At 59.1% G+C, this 3,516-nt stretch carries 3 protein-coding genes; 1 reads left to right on the plus strand and 2 read right to left on the minus strand.

Features of this window, described 5'->3' with window-relative positions; all coding sequences use genetic code 11:
• On the minus strand, positions 1-1,109 hold a 1,109-nt coding region (locus NW835_RS05175), incomplete at its 3' end, for a vWA domain-containing protein (RefSeq protein ID WP_414414700.1).
• 328 nt (positions 1,110-1,437) lie between these two features.
• On the opposite strand from NW835_RS05175, the gene NW835_RS05180 reads away from it, so the two are divergent.
• Positions 1,438-2,154: a hypothetical protein gene (locus NW835_RS05180; RefSeq protein WP_414414701.1), complete on the plus strand. Its 717-nt coding sequence runs from the start codon at positions 1,438-1,440 to the stop codon at positions 2,152-2,154.
• Positions 2,155-2,205: 51 nt separating this feature from the next.
• On the opposite strand, the gene tyrS is transcribed toward NW835_RS05180, so the two are convergent.
• Entirely contained in the window at positions 2,206-3,441 is a 1,236-nt protein-coding gene (gene tyrS / locus NW835_RS05185) for a tyrosine--tRNA ligase (RefSeq protein ID WP_414414702.1), read from the minus strand.
• Between the last annotated feature and the right edge of the window lie 75 nt (positions 3,442-3,516).

Genomic DNA, 3,516 nt, shown 5'->3' on the forward strand with positions numbered 1-3,516 from the left:
GATCCCACCGTGAGAACGGCGTCGCTAAAGGATGTCACAAAACGGCTTCCCTCTCTCTCGACCCGCAGTTCGCCGCTGAGAAGATAAGAGCCAGCAGGTAGGGGAACATTACTTTGTACCCGCACCTGCAGGCGGTGCTCTCCAATAGCAGCAGGGAATAGATTGGCAAAGGGAGCTTCCAGAGCCTCGGCAAACCGCGCCAGCACAAACGTGCCTTCTGTGGCCGCCGCCAGTCGCTGGAGCTCCAGCAGGTTTAAGTCAACGCCCAGCCCAACTACATACACGGTCAGCTTCTGCCCCCGCTCTTGGGCCAGAGTTGTGAGCTCCCGAATGGTCTGGTCAATGGAGCGGGTGCTCTCGTTGTCGATGCCGTCGGTAAACACCACCAGGCGGCGGTTGAAGGTCTCATTGGGGCGAAAGTCACTTAAGAAACGCCCGGCTTCCACCGTGGCGTCATACAAGGCGGTGTTCCCACCGGGATTTGCCCGCAATACCCCTCGCCTAAGCAGTTGCTTGTCGCTGGTGAAGTCTTGCAGCAGTTGGGCCGTGCGCAAAGGCTGGCCGAGAGCCGTAGCGCCAAAACCGGCCCCTCGGTTATCAAAACGGAGCACCGCCCCCAGATCCAAGGGTGTGGTGCGAAATTGATCCAAAAGCCCAAAAACAGCTAAGAAGCGACGGGACTGGGGATCCAAAACCAACAGGCTGCCGGAGCCGTCCATGAGGATGGCCATGAGCAAAGGCTGACGGGCCAGCTCAGCTCGAGGGTTCTCGATGCGGGTGGGGCTTAGAGTTACTGTGGCTGACTGCGGGATCCCTTGCAGATCGGTTATGCGGTTAACTTGCAAGCTGACCTGGGCAGGAGAAAGCTGGGTGACCGGCTGAGGCGGATCCCCTGCTTGCAAGAGGGCAATGTTGAACTCCATCTCCCCCTGGGTGGTGCTGAAACTGCGCGTCAGAGCCCCATTGAAGGTCAAGCGCGTTTGGGATCCCAAAGAAGCAGGGTCGATCCCTGTGCTACTGGAAGAGCCACAGCCGGTTATGGAGATCCCCAGCAGGATCAAGACAATTGCCCAGCCAGTTTCTCGGTTTTGGGGTCTGCTAAGCTGCATTGTTGAAACCTGAAGAATATAGCCGATAACACAGACAAGCTTGAGGACAGCAGCGTAAACCTACCATGAGAAGAACTCAGGAGCATCGCGGAGAAAAGAACCCAAGTGTATAAAAAAGTACACTATAAGCTTGTTTTCGGGTCGATTGCTTCTATCGACGACGTTTCTGCAAGCTAATTGCTCTCCTTTAACCTTGGCTAGGAAACCTTCTCTGTCTCCATTTGGGGCAGGGCAGGGGCGACGGCGATTGTCCCTGCAGAGGTGCCTGTAGCCCGCCTGCGGGTGTAAGCTCTAGAGGGATCCCTCTGGGTGAGGAGGACGGTCGGACATGGCGGCCAAGCAACTGAAGTTCTACTGGAGCCCGCAGTACCAAATCTTTAGCTGTGACGGGGCCAAGCTGGAGGGGCACGGCGCCATTCAAACCAATCCCTCGCATGACTTGGTGCATCTGTTTATCGCCGCCAACGGCAATATGCCCTGGCAGCCGGTAGAAAGCCGCGAGCAAACCTGCTTTGCCGAGTACAACGCCGTGCTCCTGGAGCACCTTTTGGTCAACTGCTTCAACGTAGCAGTGCTGGGATCCATGACCCCAGAGCAGGTTGTTCCGGAGGCGCGCAAGTTTTTGCAGTGGTTTGTTTCCGAGCACTACGCGCCATTTCCGGTCTCTGAAGAAGAGGCTTTTTGTTGCTTTGCAGCACACCTAGATATCGAGCGCATGGTGCGGCTATTCCCCTACTTCTACAGTTTGCGCGCCTGGGAGTGCTTCAGCCCCGATTACCGCAACGAGGTTTACGACTTGGAATTTACTTCCGAAGACGATCCGGTCAGGGAAGCCCCGGAATGGGCGGCGGATCCCAATATCTTGGAGACCCAAGAGCTGGTGCGGCAGAAGCTCGCTGAAGCTGTGGCGGAGGCGAGATCGATCCGGCCCAAGGCGGAGCCCGTTTTCCCGCAAACCTTGTTGGCTTCACCGCTGTTCAATCCCCCAGCCAAGACCAAGCAGAAAAAAGCCGGGCTCGGCTTCAAGCCCACCCCCACCCATTGATGGTTGATCCCCCCTTCCCGGTCCCATCAAGGGAGAGGGGTTAGGGGCTGACTACTCTGGGCCCACCACCAGGCGGCGGAAGGCCTTCTTGCCCACCTGGAGAACCCGCCCGACCAGGTCAGAAGCGCTGGTAAACTCCAAGTCGGGATCCTCCACTTTTTGTCCGTCCAGCCGCACGGCGCCTCCTTGGATTTGCCGACGGGCCTCGGCGGCGCTCTTGCACAGGCCGGACTCGCGCAGGATGTAGCTGAGTTTTGCCGGGTAAGACAAGCCCTCGACGGCAAAGGTGGGGATGGATCCCGTCTCTACGAGATTGCCTTGCAACACCAGGGCTTGGGCGGTGCGCTGCGCCTCTTCTGCCGCTTCAGGGGAGTGAAATTGGGCCACCAGAGTTTTGGCTAGGAGAATCTGGCGCTGACGGGGATCTGCCGGCAGCTCTGAGGGGGGCACCGCCGTGAGCAACTCAAAATACCGCTCCACCAGGTGATCCGGCACCTTCTCCAGCTTGGAGTACATGGTGAGGGGATCCTCGGTTAGGCCCACGTAGTTGTTTTTGGACTTGGACATTTTCTGGTAGCCATCCAAGCCCTCCAAAAGCGGCACCGTCAGGCAAAACTGCGGGGTTTGGCCTTTCCAAAGCTGCAGCTCTCGGCCAACCAGGAGGTTAAAGCGCTGGTCGGTTCCCCCCAGCTCCACGTCGGCTGCCAGGGCCACCGAGTCGTAGCCCTGCAGGAGGGGGTAAAGAAATTCGTGCAAGTACACCGGTGTTCCAGCTTGGTAGCGCTGGGCAAAGTCTTCTTTGGCCAACATCTGCCCCACCGTCATCTGGGCCTGCAGCTCGATTAGCTCGCTGAGGGTGAGGCGGGCCAGCCACTCGCTGTTGCGGCGCACCTCCAGCCGGCCAGGGGTCGCAAAGTCCAAAATCTTGCCAGCCTGCTCCAGATAGGTGCGGGCGTTTTCTTCCACTTCTGCCGGCGTCAGGCGGGGACGCGCCTCCGACTGGCCAGTGGGATCCCCCACCAGCGCCGTAAAATCCCCAATGAGCAAAATGGCCACGTGGCCAGCATCCTGGAATTGGCGCAACTTGCGCAAGACCACCGCGTGGCCCAGGTGCAGATCTGGCCGCGTCGGATCGATGCCCAGCTTGACCCGCAAAGGGCGATCCGTTGTGGCCAAGCGCTCTTCCAGAGCTGCCGCCCCCCCCGGGAAGATCTCGGCCACCCCCCGCTGGGCGATCTCGGCGATGCGAGGATCCCCCTGGGCTGACGAGACGGCAGTTAGAGACATTTTCGAAGTTGGCTCCATCCACTTGGGTTGATGAGCACCATGGGCTATTATGAACTACCCCACCGCGCAGGCGGG

Source organism: Synechococcus sp. OH2 (genome assembly GCF_047462155.1).
Classification (GTDB): domain Bacteria; phylum Cyanobacteriota; class Cyanobacteriia; order Thermostichales; family Thermostichaceae; genus Thermostichus.

Excerpts from the sequence above, each read along its gene's own strand:
- tyrS (WP_414414702.1), bottom strand. The coding sequence starts at position 3,441 with ATGTCTCTAACTGCCGTCTCGTCAGCCCAGGGGGATCCTCGCATCGCC.
- NW835_RS05180 (WP_414414701.1), top strand. The coding sequence starts at position 1,438 with ATGGCGGCCAAGCAACTGAAGTTCTACTGGAGCCCGCAGTACCAAATC.